Source organism: Mesorhizobium sp. M0047, from assembly GCF_040323315.1.
GTDB lineage: Bacteria > Pseudomonadota > Alphaproteobacteria > Rhizobiales > Rhizobiaceae > Mesorhizobium.
In genome coordinates, this window is record NZ_JAMYUW010000011.1 from 112,371 (window position 1) to 134,416 (window position 22,046).

Annotated in this window: 21 protein-coding genes and 1 tRNA gene; 18 read left to right on the forward strand and 4 right to left on the reverse strand. The window is 65.8% G+C overall.

Going from position 1 to position 22,046, the window contains the following annotated elements:
• Window positions 1-4: 4 nt before the first annotated feature.
• From NKJ89_RS13235 to NKJ89_RS13265, 7 genes are read left to right on the forward strand one after another with little or no spacing between them, the layout of a single operon-like run.
• Window positions 5-439 carry a DUF1636 family protein gene (locus NKJ89_RS13235; protein ID WP_352602928.1) on the forward strand — a complete coding sequence of 145 codons (435 nt, stop codon included), beginning with the start codon at window positions 5-7 and terminating at the stop codon, window positions 437-439.
• Window positions 436-1,473 carry a cobalamin biosynthesis protein CobW gene (cobW, locus tag NKJ89_RS13240; RefSeq protein WP_352602930.1) on the forward strand — a complete coding sequence of 346 codons (1,038 nt, stop codon included), beginning with the start codon at window positions 436-438 and terminating at the stop codon, window positions 1,471-1,473. Before NKJ89_RS13235 ends, cobW begins: the two co-directional genes overlap by 4 nt.
• An 18-nt stretch (window positions 1,474-1,491) precedes the next feature.
• On the forward strand, window positions 1,492-5,241 hold the full coding sequence (locus tag NKJ89_RS13245) for a cobaltochelatase subunit CobN (protein WP_352602932.1): 3,750 nt from the start codon (window positions 1,492-1,494) through the stop codon (window positions 5,239-5,241).
• Window positions 5,238-6,722, forward strand: a complete 1,485-nt coding sequence (cobG, locus tag NKJ89_RS13250; RefSeq protein WP_352602934.1) for a precorrin-3B synthase — start codon at window positions 5,238-5,240, stop codon at window positions 6,720-6,722. The genes NKJ89_RS13245 and cobG overlap by 4 nt, the downstream gene beginning before the upstream one ends.
• A 2-nt stretch (window positions 6,723-6,724) precedes the next feature.
• The gene (locus tag NKJ89_RS13255) at window positions 6,725-7,357 is read left to right on the forward strand and encodes a precorrin-8X methylmutase (RefSeq protein WP_352602936.1); all 633 of its coding nucleotides are present in this window, start codon (window positions 6,725-6,727) and stop codon (window positions 7,355-7,357) included.
• Window positions 7,354-8,112, forward strand: a complete 759-nt coding sequence (locus NKJ89_RS13260; protein ID WP_352602938.1) for a precorrin-2 C(20)-methyltransferase — start codon at window positions 7,354-7,356, stop codon at window positions 8,110-8,112. The genes NKJ89_RS13255 and NKJ89_RS13260 overlap by 4 nt, the downstream gene beginning before the upstream one ends.
• Entirely contained in the window at window positions 8,109-8,873 is a 765-nt protein-coding gene (locus NKJ89_RS13265; protein ID WP_352602940.1) for a precorrin-3B C(17)-methyltransferase, read from the forward strand. The genes NKJ89_RS13260 and NKJ89_RS13265 overlap by 4 nt, the downstream gene beginning before the upstream one ends.
• Here the strand turns inward: NKJ89_RS13265 and NKJ89_RS13270 are convergent.
• Entirely contained in the window at window positions 8,837-9,613 is a 777-nt protein-coding gene (locus NKJ89_RS13270) for a cobalt-precorrin-6A reductase (protein WP_352602942.1), read from the reverse strand. The genes NKJ89_RS13265 and NKJ89_RS13270 overlap by 37 nt on opposite strands.
• Before the next feature lies 1 nt (window position 9,614).
• Here NKJ89_RS13270 and cbiE point away from each other — a divergent pair, with 1 nt between their 5' ends.
• The 7 genes from cbiE to cobT are packed head-to-tail and all read left to right on the forward strand — an operon-like array spanning window position 9,615 to window position 15,955.
• Window positions 9,615-10,856 (forward strand): precorrin-6y C5,15-methyltransferase (decarboxylating) subunit CbiE, encoded by a 1,242-nt coding sequence (cbiE, locus tag NKJ89_RS13275; protein ID WP_352602944.1) that lies wholly within the window; start codon window positions 9,615-9,617, stop codon window positions 10,854-10,856.
• A complete protein-coding gene (locus tag NKJ89_RS13280; protein WP_352602946.1) occupies window positions 10,853-11,239 on the forward strand; it encodes a cobalamin biosynthesis protein in 387 nt (128 codons plus the stop codon). Before cbiE ends, NKJ89_RS13280 begins: the two co-directional genes overlap by 4 nt.
• A complete protein-coding gene (gene cobM / locus NKJ89_RS13285) occupies window positions 11,236-12,000 on the forward strand; it encodes a precorrin-4 C(11)-methyltransferase (RefSeq protein WP_352602948.1) in 765 nt (254 codons plus the stop codon). The genes NKJ89_RS13280 and cobM overlap by 4 nt, the downstream gene beginning before the upstream one ends.
• Entirely contained in the window at window positions 11,997-12,815 is an 819-nt protein-coding gene (cobA, locus tag NKJ89_RS13290; protein WP_352602950.1) for a uroporphyrinogen-III C-methyltransferase, read from the forward strand. The genes cobM and cobA overlap by 4 nt, the downstream gene beginning before the upstream one ends.
• On the forward strand, window positions 12,812-14,125 hold the full coding sequence (locus tag NKJ89_RS13295) for a cobyrinic acid a,c-diamide synthase CobB (RefSeq protein ID WP_352602952.1): 1,314 nt from the start codon (window positions 12,812-12,814) through the stop codon (window positions 14,123-14,125). Before cobA ends, NKJ89_RS13295 begins: the two co-directional genes overlap by 4 nt.
• A 3-nt stretch (window positions 14,126-14,128) precedes the next feature.
• Window positions 14,129-14,905, forward strand: coding sequence for an adenosylcobinamide-GDP ribazoletransferase (gene cobS, locus NKJ89_RS13300; RefSeq protein ID WP_352602954.1), 777 nt, complete (start codon window positions 14,129-14,131; stop codon window positions 14,903-14,905).
• A 39-nt stretch (window positions 14,906-14,944) separates the two neighbouring features.
• Window positions 14,945-15,955 (forward strand): nicotinate-nucleotide--dimethylbenzimidazole phosphoribosyltransferase, encoded by a 1,011-nt coding sequence (gene cobT, locus NKJ89_RS13305; RefSeq protein WP_352602956.1) that lies wholly within the window; start codon window positions 14,945-14,947, stop codon window positions 15,953-15,955.
• A 180-nt stretch (window positions 15,956-16,135) separates the two neighbouring features.
• On the opposite strand, the gene NKJ89_RS13310 is transcribed toward cobT, so the two are convergent.
• The 3 genes from NKJ89_RS13310 to NKJ89_RS13320 all read right to left on the reverse strand — a co-directional run bounded on the left by NKJ89_RS13310 (window position 16,136) and on the right by NKJ89_RS13320 (window position 18,331).
• Entirely contained in the window at window positions 16,136-16,813 is a 678-nt protein-coding gene (locus tag NKJ89_RS13310; RefSeq protein WP_352602958.1) for an outer membrane protein, read from the reverse strand.
• Window positions 16,814-17,240: 427 nt separating this feature from the next.
• Window positions 17,241-17,316, reverse strand: a tRNA-Lys gene (locus NKJ89_RS13315).
• Between the two features lie 106 nt (window positions 17,317-17,422).
• Complete coding sequence (locus NKJ89_RS13320) at window positions 17,423-18,331, reverse strand: PhzF family phenazine biosynthesis protein (RefSeq protein ID WP_352602959.1); 909 nt, start codon at window positions 18,329-18,331, stop codon at window positions 17,423-17,425.
• A 102-nt stretch (window positions 18,332-18,433) separates the two neighbouring features.
• Between NKJ89_RS13320 and NKJ89_RS13325 the strand changes: the two genes are divergently transcribed.
• The 4 genes from NKJ89_RS13325 to NKJ89_RS13340 all read left to right on the forward strand — a co-directional run bounded on the left by NKJ89_RS13325 (window position 18,434) and on the right by NKJ89_RS13340 (window position 22,029).
• A complete protein-coding gene (locus tag NKJ89_RS13325) occupies window positions 18,434-19,726 on the forward strand; it encodes an efflux RND transporter periplasmic adaptor subunit (protein WP_352602961.1) in 1,293 nt (430 codons plus the stop codon).
• Window positions 19,727-19,730: 4 nt separating this feature from the next.
• Window positions 19,731-20,444, forward strand: coding sequence for an ABC transporter ATP-binding protein (locus NKJ89_RS13330; RefSeq protein WP_023757113.1), 714 nt, complete (start codon window positions 19,731-19,733; stop codon window positions 20,442-20,444).
• The gene (locus NKJ89_RS13335) at window positions 20,441-21,658 is read left to right on the forward strand and encodes an ABC transporter permease (protein WP_352602963.1); all 1,218 of its coding nucleotides are present in this window, start codon (window positions 20,441-20,443) and stop codon (window positions 21,656-21,658) included. Before NKJ89_RS13330 ends, NKJ89_RS13335 begins: the two co-directional genes overlap by 4 nt.
• Before the next feature lie 131 nt (window positions 21,659-21,789).
• Entirely contained in the window at window positions 21,790-22,029 is a 240-nt protein-coding gene (locus tag NKJ89_RS13340; RefSeq protein ID WP_352602965.1) for a hypothetical protein, read from the forward strand.
• The last annotated feature ends 17 nt before the right edge of the window (window positions 22,030-22,046 follow it).

Genomic DNA, 22,046 nt, shown 5'->3' on the forward strand with positions numbered 1-22,046 from the left:
ATCTTTGGACCACGACAGCAGTTTTTCGGCTGGCACAGCGGATGTTTCGTCCGGCCATGATGATGCCTTGGCTGGCGTCACCGTGATCGTCTGCGCCTCCTGCCGCGATGAAACCGGCTCCGACGCCCATCCCCGCGCCGGCGAACTGCTGGCGGACGACACGCGACGCGCCGCGTCGGGCGACAACATTCGCATCAGCAGCGTCGAATGTCTCGGCAATTGCAAGCGGCGGCTCAGCGCCGCCATCCTGCGCAACGGCTGCTGGAGCTATGTCTTCGGCGACCTGACACCAACCAGCGGCGCCGATCTGGTCACTGGAGCCAAACTCTTCGCCACTTCGACGGACGGCCTGATCCCATGGCGCGGCCGCCCCGATAGCCTGAAGCGCGGCCTTGTTGCCCGCATCCCTCCCCTCGACCTGTTGAAGGACCTGAAATGACCGCTTCCGTCTCCCGCGTCCCCTGCACCGTCGTCACCGGCTTTCTCGGCGCCGGTAAGACGACGCTGGTCCGCCATCTCCTGGAAAACGCCGGCGGCAAGCGTATTGCCATCATCGTCAACGAGTTCGGCGACATCGGCATCGACGGCGAGATCCTGAAGGGCTGCGGCATCGACACCTGCCCGGAGGAAAACATCGTCGAACTGGCCAATGGCTGCATCTGCTGCACCGTCGCCGACGATTTCGTGCCGGCGCTCGACCAGATCCTCGCGCTGACGCCGAAGGTCGATCACATCCTGATCGAGACCTCCGGCCTCGCTTTACCCAAGCCGCTGGTCCAGGCTTTCCAGTGGCCGAGCGTGAAAAGCCGCGTCACCGTTGATGGCGTCATCGCCGTGGTCGACGGGCCGGCATTGGCCGAGGGACGCGTCGCCAACGACATGGACGCCTTGCAGGCGCAGCGCGCTCAGGATGAGACGCTCGACCACGACGATCCGGTCGAGGAGGTGTTCGAGGACCAGATCGCCTGTGCCGACCTGATCATCCTGTCCAAAAGCGACCTGATGGACGCCGCCGGCACCGCCCGCGCCAATGCCATCATTGGCGAACACTCCGCCCGCGCGGTGAAGATCGTGCCGACGTCGCATGGCAAGGTGGATCCCTCCGTGCTGCTCGGCCTCGGTCTCGCCGTCGAGGACGATATCGAAAACCGCAAGTCTCATCACGACGGCGCGTTCGACCACGAGCATGACGACTTCGATACATTCATCGTCGATATTGCCTCGATAGCCAATCCGGACGAACTGGCGAAACGAGTCACCACCGCCGCCGAAGAAGAGAACGTGCTGCGCGTGAAGGGCTTCGTCGAGGTCGGCGGCAAGCCGATGCGGCTTTTGCTGCAGGCCGTCGGGCCGCGCGTCAACCACTACTACGACCGCGCCTGGACGGCGCAGGACGACCGCCGCTCGCGCCTCGTCGTCATCGGCCTCAAGGGGCTGAACCGCCCGGCTATCGAGCGTATACTCGCCGGCTGATTTCGGACATAGGTTGCGATGCACATCCTAACCACGACATCCGCCTCGCTCGACGACCTCGCCGAGCCGGTCGATCTGCGGCAGACGCCGGCGGATATCGTGGCCCTGTCCTTCACCGACAGCGACCTCGCCGGACTGGCGGCAGCGTGGAAGGCCGACGCCGACCGCCTGCCCTCGATGCGGCTGGCGGCACTGCGCGACTTGCGCCATCCCATGTCCGTCGACCTCTGGGTCGACAGCGTCGCCCGTCACGCCAAAATCATCCTCGTCCGCATCCTCGGCGGCTACGACTGGTGGCGCTACGGCTGCGACCAGCTTGCCTCGACGGCGCGGGCGCGCGGTATAAAACTGGCGCTGCTTCCTGGCGAATGCCGCGACGAGGACCTAAGGCTGATCGAAGCCTCGACGCTGCCGCGCGAAGAACTCGACGGCTTGCTCGACTATTTCCGCGAGGGCGGCCCGGCGAATATGAGCGCGCTGGTGCGGAAGCTGGCAAGGTTAGCGGGACAGAATGAGCCTGTCGTCGAGCCGGTCGCGGTCCCGAAGGCTGGGTTTTACGAGCCCGCATGCGGAGTTGTGGAGAAGCCGGACGCATCGAGTGTTGGCGTTCCGTCACACCCCCCTCTGTCCTGCCGGACATCTCCCCCGCAAGGGGGGAGATCGGCTGTCACCAAAGCCGGCTCCTCATCTGCCCCGTCAGATAGGAATCTATCTCGGATATCCGCGATTGGCGAAATCCCTGATGACGGCGCAATCTCCCCCCTTGCGGGGGAGATGTCCGGCAGGACAGAGGGGGGTGTGACGGAACTCGACGTTGACAACGTCAACGCCCCAGTCGTGCCCATCCTGTTCTACCGCTCGATGCTGCTGGCCGCCGATGTCGCGCCCATCGACGCGCTGTTTGAGGCGCTGCGGCAGCGCGGCATCAACCCCGTCCCCATCTTCGTCTCCAGCCTCAAGGACCCAGCATCCCTGGCGTTCGTGGAAACGTCACTGGCCTTCCTGAAACCCGCCGCCATCATCACCGCGACCGCTTTCGCTTCCGGCGCCGAGCCCGGCGTCGAAACTCTGTTCGACCGCGCCGGCGTGCCCGTCTTCCAGGTCATCGTCGCCACCACTCGCCGCGACATCTGGCAGAACAACCAGCGTGGGCTCGCCCCCGCCGACCTTGCCATGCATGTCGTGCTGCCCGAGCTCGACGGCCGCATCCTGGCCGGCGCCATTTCCTTCAAGGGCGAGAACGAGACCGATCCCGCGCTTGGCCACCGCGCCTTCGCCAACCGACCTGAAGCGGATCGTGTGGCGCAGGTAGCTGATCGCGTTGCGGCCTTCATCCGCCTGCAGCAGACGCCACGCGCCGAGCGCAAGCTCGCCATCCTGATCCCGGACTATCCGAGCGCCCCCGGCCGCACCGGCTACGCCGTCGGCCTCGACGTGCCGTCCAGCGTGTTGGCGATGCTGCACGACCTGAGGGAACAGGGCTATGGTGTTGAGGGGATTCCGGAAACGCCGCGTGCGTTGCTAGGGCTTCTTGAAGGTAGCAAAGATGGGCTGGGGCTGGAGGATTATCTGGACTTCTCCAAGAGCCTGCCGGCTGCGGCTGTCGCTGCCATGGAGGCGGCTTGGGGGAAGGCAGAAGGCGAGACAGGTTGGTGTGAGGCACCCCCCTCTGTCCTGCCGGACATCTCCCCCGCAAGGGGGGAGATTGAGCTGTCATCTGCGCTTCCGCCAATCTCAAACGTTGCAGGAAAGGTGCAGGCGACGGCACTGCCAATCTCCCCCCTTGCGGGGGAGATGTCCGGCAGGACAGAGGGGGGTGCTCAGGCGCCTACCTTCGCCAAATTTCCCTTCCGTGCCGCCACTTTCGGCAACATCACCGTAGCCCTCGCCCCAGACCGCGGCCGCTCGGCCGACCGCCGCGCCGACTACCACGACCCGACGCTACCGCCGCGCCATGCGCTGATCGCTTTCGGCTTGTGGCTGCGCAAATCGCTCGGCGTTCATGCGCTGGTCCATGTCGGCGCGCATGGCACGCTGGAATGGCTGCCGGGCAAGACGGTTGCCCTGTCGGAAAACTGCTTTCCCGAGATCGTCACCGGTCCCTTGCCCGTCATCTATCCGTTCATCGTCTCCAACCCCGGCGAAGCGGCACAGGCCAAGCGGCGCATTGCCGCCGTCACCCTTGGCCATCTGCCGCCGCCACTGACCGGTGCCGGGCTGGACGAGAATCAACATAAGCTCGAGCGGTTGGTCGACGAATATGCCCAGGCCGACGGGCTCGACCGCCGCCGCCGCGACCGCCTGGCCAAGCTGATCGTCGACGCCGCGCAGAAGACCGGCCTCGCCACCGAAGCTGGCGTCGCCAGGACCGACGTGCCCGACGAAGCACTGCGCCGCATCGACGCCTGGCTGTGCGATCTCAAGGATTTCGCCGTCAAGGACGGTCTGCATATCTATGGCCGTGCCCCCGATGACGAGCCCGACGCCATGCGCCGCCAAAGCGCTGACGCCGAGAAGACGGCGCTGCTCGCCGCGCTCGACGGCCGCCACGTCAAGGCCGGTCCGGCCGGCGCGCCCGCGCGGGGACGCTCGGACGTGCTGCCCACCGGCCGCAACCTGTTCACGTCGGACCCGCGCACCATGCCGACGCCGACCGCCTATGATCTGGGCCGAGCGGCAGCGGAGGAGGTAGTACGCGGTTACATGCAATCGCATGGCGACTGGCCGCGCTCGCTGGTCATCGATCTCTGGGGCTCGGCTTCGCTGCGCACCGGCGGCGAGGAGATCGCGCAAGGGCTGGCGCTGATGGGCTGCCGGCCGCAATGGGACCCTGCGACCGGCCGTATCACCGGCATCGAAGTGCTGCCGCCGGCCACGCTTGGCCGCCCACGTGTCGACGTCACCTGGCGCATATCAGGCCTGTTTCGCGACATGTTCCCGACCCAGATCGCACTGATCGATGCCGCCGCCAACGCCGTTGCCGCGCGTGACGAGGAGGATTCGGAAAACCCGCTCGCGGCGAGGACCCGCGCCGATGGCAAGGTCAGCCCACGCATTTTCGGCACCTCGCCCGGCACCTATGGCGCCGGCGTCGAGGATCTTTTGTCCTCCGGCGATTGGGAAGTGCGCGAAGAGGTCGGCCGCGCCTATCTCGACGCGACCTCGCATGCCTATGGCGGCGCCGAGGGCGAAGGCATCTCGGCCCCTGGCGCCTTCGAGGGTCGCATCGCCGAAGCGGATCTTCTCGTCCACACCGGCGACGATCCAGGCCGCGACATTCTCGAAGGCTCCGCCGATGTCGCCTTCATCGGCGGCTTTTCGGCAGCCTTGGCGGCGCTCGGCAGAAATGCCGACGTCATCGTGCTCGACACCACGGACCCGCAAAAGCCGAAGCCGCGCTCGGTTGGCGAGGCGGTGGCCCGCGTCGTGCGCGCCCGCGCCGTCAATCCGCGCTTCATATCGGGCCAGATGCGCCATGGCCCGCGCGGCGCTTCCGAATTCGCCGAAACGGTCGACCGGCTGGTCGGCTTCGCCGAAACCACTCATGCCATATCGGGAACGCTGATCGAGGCCGTTCACGATGCGTATGTCGGCAATCCAGCCGTCCGCGCCTTCATCCTGCGCGAGAACCCCGCCGCCGCAAAAATCATCGCCGAGCGCTTGCTGTCGGCGCGCCGGCGTGGCCTATGGCATCCCTTGCGCAATTCCATCGACGACGATCTCACGGCCCTGATTGCCGAGGCGGAAGCGCTTGGGGTGGCGGCATGAACGACTTCTCACGTCGTGGCGCCTGCCCCGCCCTGTCAGCGCCGATGCAGACCGGCGACGGCCTGCTGGTGCGGCTCAACCCGGTCGCGGGAGAATTGTCGCCGAAGTTTTTGATCGGACTGGCCGAATCCGCATTGCGGCTTGGCAATGGCATCATGGAAGTCACCGCGCGCGGCAGCCTGCAGATACGCGGCCTGACGGCGGAAAGCGCGACCGTGCTGGCGGCGGAGGTCGATGCGCTGGGCATCGCGGTGCGCACCGGTGTGCCGGTCGAGACCGGGCCGCTTGCCGGCATCGATCCTCAGGAGATCGTCGATCCCCGGCCTTTGGCGGTACGGATCAGGGCAGCGGTCGAAGAGACTGGGCTAACGCAACGGCTCGGCCCGAAGGTGTCGGTCGTTTTGGACGGCGGCGGGCAGCTTGGGCTGGATGCGGTGACCGCCGATGTGCGGCTTGCTGCAACACGCACCGATGCGGGAGTTCGCTGGCAGGTGTCTGTCGCGGGTGACGGGCAGAACGCGAGACCGCTGGTCACGGTTGAAGACGACGCAGCGCGCGATATTGCTGTTGCCGTGCTTAGGATGGTTGCCGAGAAAGGGCGCGAAGGCCACGCAAGGGATCTGTCGGTGAGGCAGTTGGCTTCTCTCGCAGGTTGGCATTCTATGGCGCCCCCCTCTGTCCTGCCGGACATCTCCCCCTCAAGGGGGGAGATTGCGCTCCGAGAGCCGCGTTCGCCAATTGTCGATGCTGCAAAAGGAGGGCCGGCGGCAAAACTGCCAATCTCCCCCCTTGAAGGGGAGATGTCCGGCAGGACAGAGGGGGGCGCCGTAGAGCACTCTCGTCGGCCAATTGGCTTCTTCAACGTAAGCCACGCCATCGCCCTCGGCATCGGTCTCCCCTACGGCAGCATGCCAGCCGACAGGATCATCGCCCTTGCCCAAAGCGCCCTCACCCTCGGCACAACCGAAATCCGCCTCGCCCCCGGCCGCGCCTTGCTTCTCCTCGGCCAATCAGAAGCCGCCAGCCAGCCGCTCCAAGACGCCGCCGCCAGCCTCGGCTTCGTCACCTTCCCCACCGACCCGCGCACCCGCATTGCCGCTTGTCCTGGCACGCCGGCCTGCGCCTCCGGCCGGATCGCCACGCGTGATATTGCCGAGACGATCGCCGCCGAAAACGCCGACATTCTCGACTTCACCCTGCACATTTCGGGCTGCGCCAAGGGCTGCGCACACCCCGGCCCGACGGCGCTGACAATAGTCGGCGGCGAAAACGGAGCCGGACTTGTCGTGAACGCGACGGCAAAGGCCCTTCCTGCCGGCTACAGGCCGGGCTATGACGCCGCGCGCGGCATCGGCCGAGTCGCGGCAATGGTCCGCAGCGCACGATATCAAGGCGAAACCGCCGCCGCTTGCCTGACAAGGCTCGGGCCGGCCGGTATCGCCGAGGCTTACCGACAGGCCCGAACTTACCAACAGGAATGAGCATGGCCGCCTACGACTACATCCATGATGGGACGGCGATCTACGAACGCTCGTTTGCGATCATCCGCGCCGAGGCTGATCTTTCGCGCTTCTCCGAAGCCGAGGCCGACGTCGCCATCCGCATGATCCATGCCTGCGGCCAGGTCGAAGCATCAAGTCATTTCGTCTTCTCCACCGATTTCGTTGCCGCCGCACGCACCGCTTTGGCGGCCGGCGCGCCGATTTTCTGCGACGCGGAAATGGTCTCGCATGGCGTCACCCGCGCCAGGCTGCCGGCCGGCAACGAGGTGATCTGCACCTTGCGTGACCCGCGCACGCCCGACATCGCCAAAGCGATCGGCAACACCCGTTCCGCCGCCGCGATCGACCTGTGGGGCGAGCGCATGGCCGGGTCAGTGGTCGCCATCGGCAATGCGCCGACCGCGCTGTTCTATTTGCTGGAAAAACTGCGCGACGGCGCGCCGAAGCCGGCGGCCATCATCGGCATGCCGGTCGGCTTCGTTGGTGCGGCCGAATCCAAGGATGCTTTGGCCGAGAATTCCTATGGCGTGCCATACGCCATTGTTCGCGGCAGGCTCGGCGGCAGCGCCATGACCGCCGCGGCGGTCAATGCGTTGGCGAGGCCGGGCCTGTGAACGCACTCCCAAAAGGTCGTCTCGTTGGCGTCGGCACCGGTCCCGGCGACCCTGAGCTGCTGACGCTAAAGGCCGCGCGGTTCTTGGCCGAGGCGGATGTCGTGGCGTACTTCGCCAAGCGCGGCAACAACAGCAACGCACGCGCCATCGTCGAAGCGCAGTTCCGGCCCGAGATGACGGAATTGCCGCTGCTCTATCCGGTCACCATAGAGATCGACAAGGATCACGACGACTATCGGTCGCAGATCACGGCATTCTACGAGGACTCGGCCGAGAAGGTCGCCGAACACCTTCAGGCAGGCAGGATGGTTGCCGTGCTGTCAGAGGGCGACCCACTTTTCTACGGCTCATACATGCATCTGCATGTGCGGCTCGCCCATCGCTTTCCAACCGAGGTCATTCCCGGCGTCACCGCCATGTCCGGCTGCTGGTCGCAGACTGGTGTCCCGATCGTCCAGGGCGATGATGTGCTGACGGTTCTGCCGGGCACGATGAGCGAGTTCGAGCTGACACGCCGGCTGGCCGACACAGATGCCGCCGTCATCATGAAGGTCGGCCGCAACCTGCCCAAGATCAGGCGGGCTCTGGAAGCTACCGGCAAGCTGACGCGCGCCGTCTACGTGGAGCGCGGCACCATGGCTGGCAGTGTGTCCATGAAGCTTGCCGACAAGCAGGATGACAAGGCGCCCTACTTCGCCATCGTGCTGGTCGCCGGCTGGTCCGGCCGCCCCGGCGCCCTGGGAGGCAAAGCATGAGTGGCCGTCTCACCGTCATCGGCCTTGGCCCCGGCAATGCCGATCAGGTCACGCCGGAAGCCAGCCGCGCTGTCGCCGAGGCCAAATTCTTTTACGGCTACAAACCCTATCTCGACCGGCTGGAACTGCGCTCGGATCAGACCCGCGTCGCTTCCGACAATCGCGAGGAGCTCGCCCGCTCCAAGGATGCATTGGTCAAAGCCGCCGAGGGCCACGCTGTTGCGGTCGTCTCCGGCGGCGATCCCGGTGTGTTCGCCATGGCGGCGGCCGTCTGCGAGGCGATCGAGGCTGGCCCGGCCGAATGGCGCGCGGTCGATGTCGCCGTCGTGCCCGGCATCACCGCCATGCTCGCGGTTGCCGCCCGTATCGGCGCCCCGCTCGGCCATGATTTCTGTGCCATCTCGCTGTCCGACAATCTGAAGCCGTGGGAGCTGATCGAGCTGCGCCTGCTGGCGGCGGCCGGTGCCGGCTTCGTCATCGCGCTCTACAACCCGATCAGCAAGGCGCGGCCCTGGCAGCTCGGCCGCGCCTTTGAATGCCTGACCGCGCTCCTGCCCGGCACCACGCCAGTGATTTTCGGCCGCGCCGCCGGCCGCCCGGACGAGCGTATCGAGGTCTACCTGCTGGCCGATGTCGAAGCTGAAAAGGCCGACATGGCGACCTGCATCATCATCGGTTCGCCGGAAACCCGGATCATCAGGCGCGCGGAGAAGCCGGCGCTGGTCTACACGCCGCGTTCGGCAGCGGGCTCGACAAAATGATCGACCCCAAATTGATCAACAATGGCGGTCAGCGCTTCGACGGTTTCAGCCGAAGGGACATCCGGCAGATCAGGCCGTCGGACCATGACCACGTCGAGGCCAAGCGCCCGCGCCGCAGCGATCTTGCCGTATGTGGCCGCGCCGCCGCTGTTCTTGGACACGACGACTTCGATGCGATGCTTTTCGAGCAGCGCGCGCTCATCGGGCTCGCGAAACGGGCCACGGGCCAACAGATATTCGGCATCAGGCATGGCCAACGTGGGCTCGACCGGATCGACACTGCGAATGAGATAGTGGTGCTGGGGCGCGGCTTCGAAAACCGCAACCTCTTGCCGGCCGAGCGCCAGGAAGACACGGCGCGGCGCCGGTCCAAGCGCCTGCGCGGCATCGCCAAACGTATCGACCAGCGTCCAGCGGTCGCCTTCGACAGGCTCCCAGCCAGGGCGTCGCAGGGCAAGGATCGGCACGCCGGACGCGCGTGCGGCTTGCGCGGCATTGGCGGAGATCTGCGCCGCATAAGGATGCGTGGCGTCGATCATCAGGTCGACGCGCATCTCCCTGAGATAGGCGGCCAATCCATCGGCACCGCCAAAGCCTCCGGTTCGCACCGGCACGCCCTGTTCGACAGGGCTCTCGGTACGGCCAGCCAGCGACAGCGTGACCGAGGCACGCGCCGCCAGTTTTCCGGCCAGTTGCCGGGCTTCAGCGGTGCCGCCGAGGATCAGAATACGGTGGGTCATCATGCCTGCTGAGCGTCCGCACGGTGCCAGGGTCAACTCACGATGGCTCACCATCGTCGGTATCGGCGAGGACGGTTTAGCGGGTCTCGGCGACGAGGCCAAGCAGCGGATTGCGCAGGCGGAGATCATCTTCGGCGGCAAGCGGCACCTGGCGCTTGTTGCTTCCTTCGCCAAGGGCGAAGCGCGCCCCTGGCCGGTTCCATTCGATGCCGAGATGGCCGACGTGCTGGCGCTTGCCGGCAAAAACGTCTGCGTGCTCGCCTCCGGCGACCCCTTCTTCCACGGCGTCGGCGCCACCCTCGCCCGCAAGGTCAAGCCCCAAGAGATGCATGTCATTCCCGCCCCGTCGGCCGTTTCACTGGCGGCCGCCAGGCTTGGCTGGGCGCTGCAGGACATCGAGACCGTGTCGCTGCATGGCCGACCGATCGACCTGATCCGGCCGCTGCTGCAGCCGGACGCCCGCATCCTGGCGCTGACCTCGGATGCCGAAGCCCCTGCGGCAATCGCCCGCCTGCTCACGGAACTCGATTTCGGTGCCTCGCCGCTGACTGTCCTGGAGGCGCTGGGCGGGCCAAACGAGAATCGGCGCTCGGCCCGCGCCGATGCCTTCGATCTCGAAAACATCAATCCGCTCAACGTGCTGGCTATTGAGATTGATCCTAGCCCGCAAGCCCGCGTGCTGCCGCTCACATCAGGCCTTGCCGATCATCTGTTCGACCATGACGGCCAGATCACCAAGCGCGAAATCCGTGCCGTCACCCTGTCGGCTCTGGCGCCGAGGCGTAGCGAATTGCTGTGGGACATCGGCGCCGGCTCCGGTTCCATCGGCATCGAATGGATGCTGGCCCACCCCTCGATGCGCGCCATCGCCATCGAGGCCGACCCGATCCGCGCCGCCCGCATCGGCCGCAACGCCGCCGCCTGCGGCGTTCCCGGTCTCGTCGTGGTCGAAGGCACCGCGCCCAAGGCGCTTGCCAGGCTGGACACGCCTGACGCGATCTTCATCGGCGGCGGCGGCAGCGATCCCGGCGTGCTGAACGCCGCCATCAAGGCCTTGCGCGACGGCGGCCGCCTCGTTGCCAATGCGGTGACGCTGGAGATGGAAGCCCTGCTTCTTGCCCAGCATACGAAGCTCGGCGGCGACCTTACCCGGATCGCCATATCCCGCGCATCGCCCGTCGGCTCGATGCAGGCCTGGCGGCCGGCCATGCCGGTCACCCAATGGAGTTGGGTGAAGCCATGATGGTCGCGGGCATCGGCAGCCGAAAAGGTGTACGCGTCGAGGACGTGCTTGCCGCGATAGAAACCGCCCTGGAAGCGCATGGGCTGGCGATGACGGCTCTTTCGGCGCTGGCGACTGCCACGCTGAAGAAGGATGAAGAAGCCATCCCTGCCGCTGGCCGCGCGCTGCGTCTTCCAGCCATCGTCGTCGATGACTCAGCGCTCCAGGCCGCCTCGCCGGAAACGCTCAGCCATTCCGACCTCTCGCAGGATCTGGCCGGCACGCCATCGGTTTCCGAGGCATCCGCCCTTGCCGTCGCCGGCAAAGGCGCCAGACTGCTTGGCCCCCGCACGGTGCTCGGCCCGGTCACTTGCGCCATCGCCATCAGCGGAGACGCGCCATGACCGTCCATTTCATCGGCGCCGGTCCAGGCGCCGCCGACCTCATCACGCTGCGCGGCGCGAGGCTCTTGGCAAGCTGCCCGGTTTGCCTTCATGCCGGCTCGATCGTAGCGCCCGAATTGTTGCAGCACTGCGCGCCGGGGACAAAACTGATCGACACCGCGCCGATGTCGCTTGATGAGATCGAGGCCGCATTTCTGGACGCCCATAATACCGGCCATGATGTCGCCCGCCTGCATTCCGGCGACCTGTCGGTGTGGAGCGCCGTTGCCGAGCAGATCCGCCGGCTGGAAAAGCATGGCATCACCTACACGCTGACACCGGGCGTGCCGTCCTTCGCCGCCGCTGCCGCAGCACTTCGCCGCGAACTGACCATTCCCGAAGTCGCGCAAAGCCTGGTGCTGACCCGCATCTCCGGCCGCGCCTCAAAAATGCCGCCCGGCGAGACGCTTGCGGGCTTCGGTCGCACCGGCGCCACGCTCGCCATTCATCTGGCTATCCAGGCCATCGACCGCGTCGTCGCCGAACTCACACCGCACTATGGCAGCGATTGCCCGGTGGCGATCGTCTTCCGCGCCTCCTGGCCGGACGAACGCGTGCTGACCGGCACGCTGGCCACAATCGAGGCACAGCTCGCCGCCGACCCAATGGAGCGTACGGCGATCATCTTCGTCGGCCGCTCGCTGGCAGCGGAAGGTTTTGGTGAGAGTTCATTGTACGACGCGCACTATCAGCGGCGTTTTCGCGGGCGGGACGGATTGTGAGCGGCAGCACCAAAAATACCGGCGAAAATGCCACGCTCGAAAGAGCTTTGTCCCGGCTGAATTTCAAACCGCGCCGGCTCGAGCCAGGCCATGTCTGGCTGGCCGGGGCCGGCCCCGGCGACCCCGGCTGCCTGACAATGGAAGTGCTTGCGGCGTTAGCCGAGGCGGATGCCCTGGTCTACGATGCGCTGGTCTCATCAGATGTCGTCGCCGTTGCCGAAAATGCCGAGCTTTTCTTTGCCGGCAAGCGCGGCGGCAAGCCGTCGATGAAACAGGACGACATCATCGCCCTCTTGGTGCGGCTGGCGCGTGCTGGCCGTCGCGTCGTCAGGCTGAAGGGCGGCGATCCCTATATTTTCGGCCGTGGCGGCGAAGAGGCTCTGGCGCTCGCGCGGGAAGCTATCCCGTTTCGCGTCCTGCCCGGCCTGACCTCGGGGCTCAGCGCGCTGGCCGCCACCGGCATCCCGGCCACCATGCGCGGCATCAACAAGGCCGTGATCCTGGCCACCGGCCATGCCGCCGGCACCGATGACGATCTCGACTGGGCGGCAATCGCCCGCACCGGCCAGCCTGTCGTCGTCTATATGGGCATGGCCAATCTGCCGCTGATCGCCGCGGCGCTGCTCGATGGCGGGCTGGCGCCGTCGACGCCGGCGGCGGTGATCGTCGCCGCAACGACACCGCAGGAGCGGACGGTCGTCGCCACGCTGGCCACCATTGCCGAGGAAGCCGCTGCCGCCGGCCTTGCCTCGCCGGCGCTGATCGTCGTCGGCGGCATCGTCGCCATGCGCGCGGCACTGGCGGGGAACGCATGACGGCTCGCGCCATCATCATCGGCGCGCCGCGCTCGGGCTCTGGCAAGACCAGCGTCACCATCGGCATCCTGCGCGCGCTCACCCGGCGCGGGCTGAAGGTGCGGGGCGCCAAATCCGGTCCCGACTATATCGACCCAGGCTTCCACACCGCAGCCACCGGGCTTTCCGGCGTCAATCTCGACAGCTGGGCGATGCCGCCGTCGCTGCTCAACGCATTGGCAGCGCAGGCAGCCGACGACACCGATTTCGTCATCCTCGAAAGCGCCATGGGACTGTTCGACGGCATTCCGGCTTCGCAGGGGCGCAGCGGTTCGGCAGCCGACCTGGCGCGGCTCTACGGCCTGCCGGTGCTGCTGGTGCTCGATGTGTCCGGCCAGTCGACCACCGCGGCCGCCGTCGCCAAGGGCTTTGCCACCTATGATGCGGACGTGCGCATGGCCGGCGTCGTGCTCAACCGGCTGGGCAGCGAGCGGCACCGCCGGCTGTCCGGCGATGCCATCGAGGCGATCGGCCTGCCGGTCGTCGGCGCTATCCTGCGCGATCCGACCCTCAACCTGCCTGAGCGCCATCTCGGTCTTGTGCAGGCCGGCGAATATGACGACCTGATGGCACATCTCGACCGGCTTGCCGACATGGCGGAAAAATCGCTCGACCTCGACGCCATTATGGCCCTGGCGACACCGCTTACCCCGGCGCCCGGCGGCTTCGCCGACGCGCTGGCACCGCCCGGTCAACGCATCGCGCTGGCCGAAGATGCCGCCTTCACCTTCCTCTATCCGCATGTCGCCGTCTACTGGCGCAAGGCGGGTGCCGAAATCGTCCCGTTCTCTCCGCTCGCCGATGAGGCACCCGATGAAGATTGCGACGTCTGCTGGCTGCCCGGCGGCTATCCCGAGCTTCACGCCGGCCGGCTCGCGGCCGCCGCAAATTTCCGCGCCGGAATGGCAAGATTCGCCGCGACGAAGCCCATCCATGGCGAGTGCGGCGGCTTCATGGTGCTTGGCGAAGCGCTGGAGGACGCGGCCGCCGAGACGCACAAGATGCTTGGCCTGCTCGGCCATTCCACCAGCTTTGCCAAGCGCAAGATGAACCTCGGCTACCGCGAGGCCCGGTTGCGTGCCGATTGTCCGCTGGGCTCAGCTGGCGCGCTGATCCGCGGCCACGAATTCCACTATGCGCAGATGACCGCCATCGGTAATGACGAGCCGTTGGCCGACCTTGCCGACGGCCAGGGCAATCCGATCGGCGCCTCGGGCTTTCGGCGGGGCCATGTCAGCGGTACCTTCTTCCACGCCATAGCGAAGGGCTAGAGCATGAGGCTCCGAAACATCAGTCCGTCGCCTCGGCAGGTCCTCGACGACATCGCGCTTTGCCTGGTCTTCTTCACCCGTCTGCCGCTGCCCGTGTTCGATTTTCGCGGCCGCAGCCTTGCCGCAGCGATCTGGGCCGCACCGGTCACCGGCCTCGTCGTCGGCCTGATCGGCGCCATCGTCTTTGCCACGGCGGAACGGTTTGGCCTTGCCATGGCTCCGGCGGCCGCCCTTGCCCTTGCGGCTACCCTGCTCACCACCGGCTGCCTGCATGAGGACGGGCTGTCCGATGTTGCCGACGGCTTTGGCGGCGGCAAGTCGCGCGGCAAAAAACTCGAGATCATGCGCGACAGCCGCATCGGCGCCTATGGTGCTGCGGCGCTGGCTCTGTCGCTGCTGATCCGCTGGAGCGTCCTTTCGCAACTCGTCGACCCCACACAGGCGCTCTTCGCCCTCGTGGCCGCACACGCGGCCTCGCGCGGTCTGCTCGGCGCCTTCATGCATTTCTTGCCGCCGGCCCGGGCCGATGGCCTGTCGGCCGACGCCGGCGCCGTCTCGCGGGAAGCCGCCATGGCCGGCGCCGTGGTCGGTGCGATCCCGCTGCTCCTGCTCGGGCTGGGAGGCGCCGTTTTTGCGCTCATCCTGCTCGGCCTTTTGTTTGCCGCGTTCTGCGCCCTTTGCCTCAACCAGATCGGTGGCCAGACCGGCGACACGATCGGCGCCTTGCAGCAGGCGAGCGAAATCGCGGTGCTTCTCGTCGCTTCAGTAGCCCTTTCCTGATTCCCTTTGACCTGATTCTCTTTTGGAGACTTTGCCCCCATGCCCTTCAAATCACTCGATGGACTGCGCGCCGCTTGCCTCGAGCTGCCGGCTGGCAGCGACGCCGCGGCCAATGCCGTTGCGCGCCGCCAGGACACCCTGACCAAGCCGCAAGGCAGCCTCGGCCGGCTGGAGACGATCGCTGCATGGCTGGCGCGCTGGCAGAGCCGCGACATGCCAAAACTCGATCGCGTCAAGGTTTTCGTCTTCGCCGGCAACCATGGCGTCACCGCGCAAGGCGTGTCGGCCTATCCTTCCGAGGTCACCGTGCAGATGGTGGCGAACTTCGCCGGTGGCGGTGCCGCCATCAACCAGCTCGCCCGCATGGCTGGCGCCGAACTCGACGTCATTCCGCTCGATCTCGACCAGCCGACCGGCGACTTCACTCAAATGCCGGCGATGGATGAGAAAGCCTTCCTCGCCGCCGTGTCGGCCGGCTACGACGCGGTGACCAAAGACCTCGACCTCGTCTGTTTCGGCGAAATGGGCATCGGCAACACCACGCCGGCCGCCGCCATTTCAGCCGCGCTGTTCGGCGGTGGTGCTGAAAAATGGACCGGGCGCGGTACCGGCGTCGACGACGCCGGCCTGAGGCGCAAGGTGGTCGCCATCGAAACCGGCCTGAAGCGCCACGCCGATTCTCTTTCCGACCCACTAAACGTCGCAGCCAATCTTGGCGGACGCGAACTCGCCGCCATTTTCGGCGCCACGCTGGCCGCCCGCCATCTGGGCATACCCGTGCTGCTCGACGGCTTCGTCTGCACCGCCGCCGCGGCCCCACTGGCAAAGCTGCATCCGACCGGGCTCGCCCACACGATCGCCGCGCACGTTTCGGCTGAATCGGGCCATCGTGGCCTGCTCGAAGCGCTCGGCCTGCCGCCGCTGCTCGACCTTGGCATGCGGCTCGGCGAAGGCTCCGGCGCGTGTCTGGCCGTCAACATCGTCCGTTCAGCGCTGGAATGCCATGCGAGGATGGCCAGTTTTGCCGAGGCTGGTGTGTCGGAGAAGTAGAGCAATTCCAGGACAAGTGTGTATCGGCTTTCCCCGGGGAAAGGCGCGTAGCACTCCCCTTGGGAATTGCCTCGAAACAAGAGCTGAACCGGTTCCCCCGTTTCCGTGAAACGGGGACTATGCGGGTGATTAACTTTGCCGCAGCTGGTCGACGCGGGGGGGGGGCCGCGCCGAAGACGGTCAAAACTTATACGACACACCTATCGTGACAGTGTGCAAGGCCGGGCTAATGTCTTCGACATAGTTGTTGAAGACGACGGTCTTTGAGCCGAAATCTGCGTAGCGATATTCGCCACGAACCGTAATGTTGTCGGTGACACCGTATTCAGCGCCTGCGCCTATCGTCCATCCGTTGAATGAAGCCGAGTGACTTTCCTGTCGACCCACATCTCGAGTGTCTGCTTTTCCATTGAGGTAGGCGTAACCGCCCGTACCGTAGATCAGCACCCGATCAAATGCGACACCAGCCCTGGCGCGGACGGAAGCAACCCATCTCGCCTTGAAGCCATTGATGTCGCCTCCGCTTCCGCCGTCGTCGCCATCTATGCCGGTTGCGTTGATGTCCGCTTCGCCACCGAACACGAATGAGCCGGATTGCCAGTTGTAGCCGGCATGCAAGCCGCCGACGACACCGCTTCCATCCGCATTGTCCTGGTCGAAGATGTTCGGACTAGCCTCGGTAACACCCCATGGCTGATCAACCTTGCTCCACCCGCCGCCGATCTGGGCGCCAATGTAGCCGCCCGTCCAGTTGTAGCTCGATGCGACCGGCAGCTCGACCGTCCGGTCCGCGGCAAGTGCCGTACCAGCCATCAAAGCCGCAAAGAATACAGAACCGATAAAAACGGAAGCCCGCATGCGTTTGATCCCCAAGCATTGCCCTGCACGAATAATACTACAGCTCGCTCGCATTAGACGTGATATTTTCGCAACAACTAAAGGAAACAAGCTGTTCGACGCCTGCCCGATCCCGGCATGCAGCGGCGCCACGCATATCATGGCATGCCGGACTGAACCAGACTCCGGCCGCCGCGGCTGGGACGATGGCTGGAATGGACAGGTCTGCGATCCGGGCGGCGCAATGCGGGATCTGGCCCGTTCAACTGTTGAATTTCTTCATGGCCGATGCCTAGGCCGGCATCGGGCCATTCCCTGGCGTGTTTCTGCAGGCGCATGGCTGGGAAAGTGACGGCATCGGCACGGTAGTCACGGTCACGCTCACGCGCTCGTGACACGCCAAACGCGTCTCGTTTTCAGGGTCTTTCCACCAAGTCTTCTAGGAATTTGGTGGGTGCGCACAGGATTGAACTGTGGACCCGCTGATTAAGAGTCAGCTGCTCTACCAACTGAGCTACGCACCCACTCGGCCGGCAAAAACCGGCGTTGGCGGGCATATAGCCGCCACCATCGGTCATGTCCAGCCCTGCCGGAGTCATTTCCCGACAAATCGCTTTCAGCCCATCGCGATCAAACGAACAGCTTGCCCTCCGCCACCTTCACGGCATTGCCGCCGATGCGTGCGGAGGCCAGTTTTCCGCCTTCCACGTTCAATTCGAGGCGAATTCGCGATGGCCTGCCCATCTCCAGCCCCTGCTCGATCCACAGCTGCCAAATGCCGTCGGTCGGCGCGTCGAAATGCATGATGGCGCCGGCAAAAGCCGCTGCCGCCGAACCCGTCGCCGGATCTTCATACGATGGCGTGCCGGGCACGATCATGCGCACATGGAAGGCGCTTTCGTGGTTCACCGTCTCGCGGCAATAGACATACGGGCTGGCGAAGGCCCATTCGCTCTTGCGCGGCGCCAGTTCCGACCAGGCTTGGTTATCCAGACGGATGCGGCCCGCCGCTTCGAGATTGGCGACCGGAATGGTCACATAGGGCACGCCCGCCGACCAGAACGCGACGCGATGATTCTCGAAGCCGATTTCGTGCGGCGTCAGGCCAAGGGCTGCACCGATAGCCTCCGGATCGGCCTCCAGCTTCAGCGGCTCCGGCAGCTTCGCCAGATCGAACTCGGCAAACGTCGCTCCATCATGCTTGCTGACGGCACAACGCACCGGGCCGATGTTTTCCTCCAGTACGAAGATGCCAGCGCCGCCCTCCTCCGCCAGTTCGGCCAGCGCGATCGCCGAGCCGACCGTTGGATGACCGGCGAACGGCATTTCATAGTCGGGCGTGAAGATGCGGATGCGGTTTTTATGCTTTGGATTGTTCGGCGGCAGCACGAAAACCGATTCGGACAGGTTGAATTCGCGGGCGATTGCCTGCATCGCGGCCGTGTCCAATCCCTTGCTGTCCAGCACGACGGCCAAAGGATTGCCGGCCAGTCGCTCCGTCGTAAACACATCGTAAAGCAAGTAATTCCGGGTTTTCATTCCTGCCTCAATCCAAACATGGGCGAAATTTAATTTGATATTCGAACCATCAAGCCTGATCTGTGCACAGATCGGGACATTTGCGCATTATAGGGGTCCAGCGTGGACCAAATTGTCAATCTGCCAAAGACGGAATCGGATACCACCATCGAGACGGCGCTCGGGCTCGACAAGCAAGGTCTGCGCAAGTCGCGCCGGCGCGGCTGGCTCTATGCCCTGCTGGCGCTGATCGTGCTCGCCGGCGGGCTTGGCGCCTATCAGTGGTATGCCGGCACGCCGGCCAGGATCGACTACACCACGGTGCCAGCCGCAAAGGCCGACCTCACCGTCGCGGTGTCGGCGACCGGCACGCTGCAGCCGCTCACCCAGGTCGACATTTCCAGCCAGCTCTCCGGCATCATCCGTTCGGTGTCGGTCGAGGAGAACCAGCGGGTCAGGAAGGGCGACGTGCTGGCAGCGCTCGACACCGCCAAGCTGCAGGTCCAGATCGAACGGGCTGAGGCCTCCGCCAAGGGTGCGGCGGCCAATGTCGAGGACGCCACGGTAACGCTCGCCGAAAACGAGAAGGCGCTTGTCCGCGCGGCGGCTTTGACCAAACGCGGCATGGCGACCGACCAGTCGCTCGAGGCGGCGACCGCGACCCGCGATCGCTCCAAGGCGGCGCTCGATAGCGCCCAGGCCAACCTCGCCATCGCCAATGCCGATCTGAAATCGCAGCAGACCGACCTTGCCAACAGCACCATCTATGCGCCGATCGACGGCATCGTGCTGACGCGCTCGGTCGATCCCGGCCAGACGGTCGCCTCCTCCCTGCAGGCGCCGGTGTTGTTCATCATCGCCGCCGATCTCAGGAACATGGAACTGGTGGCTGCGGTCGACGAGGCAGACATCGGCGCGGTCAAGACAGGCCAGCATGCCCGTTTCACCGTCGATGCCTTTCCGGATCGGCCATTCGATGCCGAGATCCGCGATATTTCCTACGCCTCGGTCACCACCGACGGCGTCGTCACCTACAACGCGCGGCTGGAAGTCGACAACGACGAGTTGTTGCTGCGACCCGGCATGACCGCCACCGTTTCGGTCGTCACCAAACAGGCCAAGGGCGTGCTCACCGTGCCGGCCACGGCCTTTCGCTATCGGCCCACGGCGCCTGCCGCCCGCACGTGGAACCTGAGCGATCTGTTTACCGGCCGCATGGGTCGCCCCGGCGGCAATCGCCAGAGCCAAGCCCCGACGCCGCCCACCGACGGCTCGCGCACGCTCTACGTGCTGGAGAATGGGCGTCCGCGCCCGGTCAACGTCAAGATCGGCTCCACCGACGGCGAACTGACCGAGATCATTTCGGGCCTGGACGAAGGCGCTCAAGTCATCACAGCGTCGCAGCAGCGGAGCTGACACCGTGGCCGCGGGCGCGACCCTCATCACCTTCGACAAGGTCTGGAAAAGCTATGGCCAGGGCGAGGCCAGGGTGCATGCGCTGGCCGGCGTCGACCTTGCCATCCGCCGCGGTGAATTCGTCGCCATCATGGGGCCGTCCGGCTCCGGCAAGTCGACTGCGATGAACATCATCGGCTGCCTCGACACGCCGACGGCCGGAACCTATTCCTTCATGGCCATCGACGCCGGGCGGCTCGACCGCAACCGCCGCGCCATGCTGCGCAACCTCTATGTCGGCTTCGTCTTCCAGGGCTACAACCTGCTGGCCCGCACCACGGCGACGGAAAATGTCGAACTGCCGCTGATCTATCGCGGCGTCGCCGCCCGCGAACGCCGCGACCTTGCCATGCAGGCGTTGGCAGAGGTCGGCCTTGTCGGCCGCGAGCACCACACGCCGGCGGAACTCTCCGGTGGCCAGCAGCAGCGCGTGGCGATCGCCCGCGCCATCGTCACCCGCCCGACGCTGCTCGTCGCCGACGAGCCGACCGGCAATCTCGACACCGCACGTACGCACGAGATCATGGAATTGCTGACCCGGCTGAACAAGGAGCTTGGCCTGACCATCGCCATGGTCACCCATGAGGCCGACGTCGCCGGCTATGCCGAACGCACAATTCGCTTCCTCGACGGGCATGTCGCCTCCGACACCATGAAGATCGAGGTGGCACAACCATGATCTGGGAAACCGTCCGTCTCTCGCTCCGCTCGATCCGCCGCAACGTGCTGCGCTCATTCCTGACCTTGCTCGGTATCGTCATCGGCGTTGCCGCCGTTATCGCGATGCTGACCATCGGCTCTGGCACCACCGAAAAGGTCAAGGCCGACATCTCCAAGCTCGGCAGCAACCTGCTGGTCGTGCGCTCCGGCCGTCCGGCCGGCCCAGGCGCTCCGGGCGGGCTCGATCAGGCAGTGCGTCCGCTGGCTGAAAAGGATCTGGCCGCGCTGGTTGCGCACCTGACCGGCGCGCGCGCCATTTCGCCGGCCTCGCAAAAACAGGTGCGTGTCATCTTCGGCACCGAGAGCCTGACCTCGGGCGTCACCGGCACCGACAGCGCCTATCTCGATGCGCGCGACTGGAAACTGGTGTCCGGCCGCCCGTTCAGCGATTCCGAAACCCGCTCGGGCACCGGCGTGTGCCTGATCGGCGAGACGGTGCGCCAGCAATTCTTCGGGGCCGGCGATCCGGAGGGCGAGATCATCCGCGTCAACCGCACCTCCTGCAAGATCATCGGCCTGCTCGAGCCCAAGGGCTATACCGGCTTCGGCCAGGACCAGGACAATGTCGTGCTGATGCCGCTGCATGCCTATCAGCGCCGCATCGCCGGCAATCGCGACATCGACAATATCTATATCGCCGCCGACGACCGCACGCCGACCAGCGAACTGCAGCCGCGCGTCGAGGACATTTTGCGCGATGCGCGCCGCATCACGCCCGACCGCGAAAGCGATTTCGCCATCCGCGACATGACGCAGATCGCCGATGCCATGGCCAGCGCCACCACCACCATGACCGGCATGCTGGGTGCGGTCGCCGGCGTCAGCCTGCTGGTAGGCGGCATCGGCATCATGAACATCATGCTGGTCTCGGTCACCGAGCGCACCCGCGAGATCGGCATCAGGCTGGCCATCGGCGCGCATGAAAGGCACATCCTCATCCAGTTCCTGGTCGAGGCGACGGTGCTGTCGCTGCTCGGCGGCATCATCGGCATCCTGATCGGCCTGGCGCTGGCCGGCCTCGCCGCGGTGACGCTGACCATCCCCTTCGCGCCAAGCCCGGCGGTCATCCTGCTCGCCGTCGGCTTCTCGGCGCTGATCGGCATGGTGTTCGGCTTCTTCCCTGCCCTGCGCGGCGCCAGGCTCGATCCGATCGACGCGCTTCGGCACGAATAGGGCAACCCGATCGGAACGCACCCCGCGCCCGGCCCGCTTTTGCACAGGCTTCGACGTTCCCACCCCGCCCCGCCACTGTCGCCGCACCATTCGCGATGCTAGGCAATTCACCCTGGGTGGAGGAATAGCGCATGAGCAAGAAGGCGCGCCTGATCCTGGCGATGGTTATCATCGAGGCCTTCCTTGCAGGCATCTGGTGGTATCTCGCCCGCTACGGCATGGCCAATCCCGACCGCGTCACACCAGATTTCCAGGCAGTCGTCGGCCAGACCATGGGGATGGCGATGGGCGGCTTGCTGGGCATCGGCGTAATCCTGTTCTTCGTCGCCGCCCGCAACGACCGCAAGGCGCAGGACAAGACGCAACGCTGAACGTCCCTAGGCGGCCG

Excerpts from the sequence above, each read along its gene's own strand:
- NKJ89_RS13340 (WP_352602965.1), top strand. The coding sequence starts at position 21,790 with ATGAGCAAGAAGGCGCGCCTGATCCTGGCGATGGTTATCATCGAGGCC.
- cobS (WP_352602954.1), top strand. The coding sequence starts at position 14,129 with ATGAGGCTCCGAAACATCAGTCCGTCGCCTCGGCAGGTCCTCGACGAC.
- NKJ89_RS13295 (WP_352602952.1), top strand. The coding sequence starts at position 12,812 with ATGACGGCTCGCGCCATCATCATCGGCGCGCCGCGCTCGGGCTCTGGC.
- cobM (WP_352602948.1), top strand. The coding sequence starts at position 11,236 with ATGACCGTCCATTTCATCGGCGCCGGTCCAGGCGCCGCCGACCTCATC.
- NKJ89_RS13255 (WP_352602936.1), top strand. The coding sequence starts at position 6,725 with ATGGCCGCCTACGACTACATCCATGATGGGACGGCGATCTACGAACGC.
- cobT (WP_352602956.1), top strand. The coding sequence starts at position 14,945 with ATGCCCTTCAAATCACTCGATGGACTGCGCGCCGCTTGCCTCGAGCTG.
- NKJ89_RS13270 (WP_352602942.1), bottom strand. The coding sequence starts at position 9,613 with ATGACCCACCGTATTCTGATCCTCGGCGGCACCGCTGAAGCCCGGCAA.
- NKJ89_RS13280 (WP_352602946.1), top strand. The coding sequence starts at position 10,853 with ATGATGGTCGCGGGCATCGGCAGCCGAAAAGGTGTACGCGTCGAGGAC.
- NKJ89_RS13320 (WP_352602959.1), bottom strand. The coding sequence starts at position 18,331 with ATGAAAACCCGGAATTACTTGCTTTACGATGTGTTTACGACGGAGCGA.
- NKJ89_RS13335 (WP_352602963.1), top strand. The coding sequence starts at position 20,441 with ATGATCTGGGAAACCGTCCGTCTCTCGCTCCGCTCGATCCGCCGCAAC.
- NKJ89_RS13310 (WP_352602958.1), bottom strand. The coding sequence starts at position 16,813 with ATGCGGGCTTCCGTTTTTATCGGTTCTGTATTCTTTGCGGCTTTGATG.
- NKJ89_RS13245 (WP_352602932.1), top strand. The coding sequence starts at position 1,492 with ATGCACATCCTAACCACGACATCCGCCTCGCTCGACGACCTCGCCGAG.
- cobW (WP_352602930.1), top strand. The coding sequence starts at position 436 with ATGACCGCTTCCGTCTCCCGCGTCCCCTGCACCGTCGTCACCGGCTTT.
- NKJ89_RS13265 (WP_352602940.1), top strand. The coding sequence starts at position 8,109 with ATGAGTGGCCGTCTCACCGTCATCGGCCTTGGCCCCGGCAATGCCGAT.
- cbiE (WP_352602944.1), top strand. The coding sequence starts at position 9,615 with ATGCCTGCTGAGCGTCCGCACGGTGCCAGGGTCAACTCACGATGGCTC.
- cobG (WP_352602934.1), top strand. The coding sequence starts at position 5,238 with ATGAACGACTTCTCACGTCGTGGCGCCTGCCCCGCCCTGTCAGCGCCG.